A 790-nucleotide genomic window follows, 5' to 3' on the forward strand; every position below is an offset into this window, starting at 1 on the left:
AAAATTTAATATTAAAAATGGCATTCATAAATACATAAATCATTTACTATTTACCATTTATGTTTTTATCATGTGAAACATTACATTAATAAATTATTTATCCATATAGTATTATGAAAGTAATTGCAGCACCTGGACCGGTCTGCTACCCTATAGTGGCGGCCAAGATGGAGAGAGATGATATTGATATAGATTTTCAGAAGGAGGGAAAGGCAGATATTATACTTGATTCAACAGTCTCATTGATTAAAAGAAACCTGCCCATAAGCTATGTAACAATAAAACACCTGTCTGTTGTTATACCAAAACTTGGTTATAAAATAGGATTAACCAGAAAGGGCGGAGCGGCAGATATACTGTTTAGAGCATTCGTTAGTGAAACTGGGAAGACTGTTGAAATCAAATATTATGAGGGAATAAATGACCTCATGGAGGCAATGAAGAAAGGAGAGATTGACTCTGCAGTGGTTCCGGCAATGTCAGAGGGCGGTGAAAGCCTTGAGAAATATTTTGAGAAATATAACATTTACATACCTGGTAGCTGCGGGGCCGCAATATTCAATGGAAAGGACAAGGAATTCATTGATGCATATAACCTTGGAATTAAAATATTAAAGGAGAAACCTGAGGAAGCTGCAAAATTCATTGTTGACAACCTTCCGATTAAATTCCCGCCTGAATTTATTATTAATACAATGAAAAATTCTGAACTTAATGTCCACAGGCCGGATGATTACAGCAAATTTTCCGAGCTTGTAAACAAATACAAATAAAAAATATTTTTATGTAA

Annotated in this window: 1 protein-coding gene; it reads left to right on the top strand. The window is 34.3% G+C overall.

Annotated elements, in window-relative coordinates; translation table 11 throughout:
- Window positions 1-113 precede the first annotated feature (113 nt).
- Entirely contained in the window at window positions 114-773 is a 660-nt protein-coding gene (locus AOG54_RS04255) for a DUF3834 domain-containing protein (RefSeq protein ID WP_048102403.1), read from the top strand.
- Window positions 774-790 lie beyond the last annotated feature (17 nt).

Source organism: Acidiplasma aeolicum (assembly GCF_001402945.1).
GTDB lineage: Archaea > Thermoplasmatota > Thermoplasmata > Thermoplasmatales > Thermoplasmataceae > Acidiplasma > Acidiplasma aeolicum.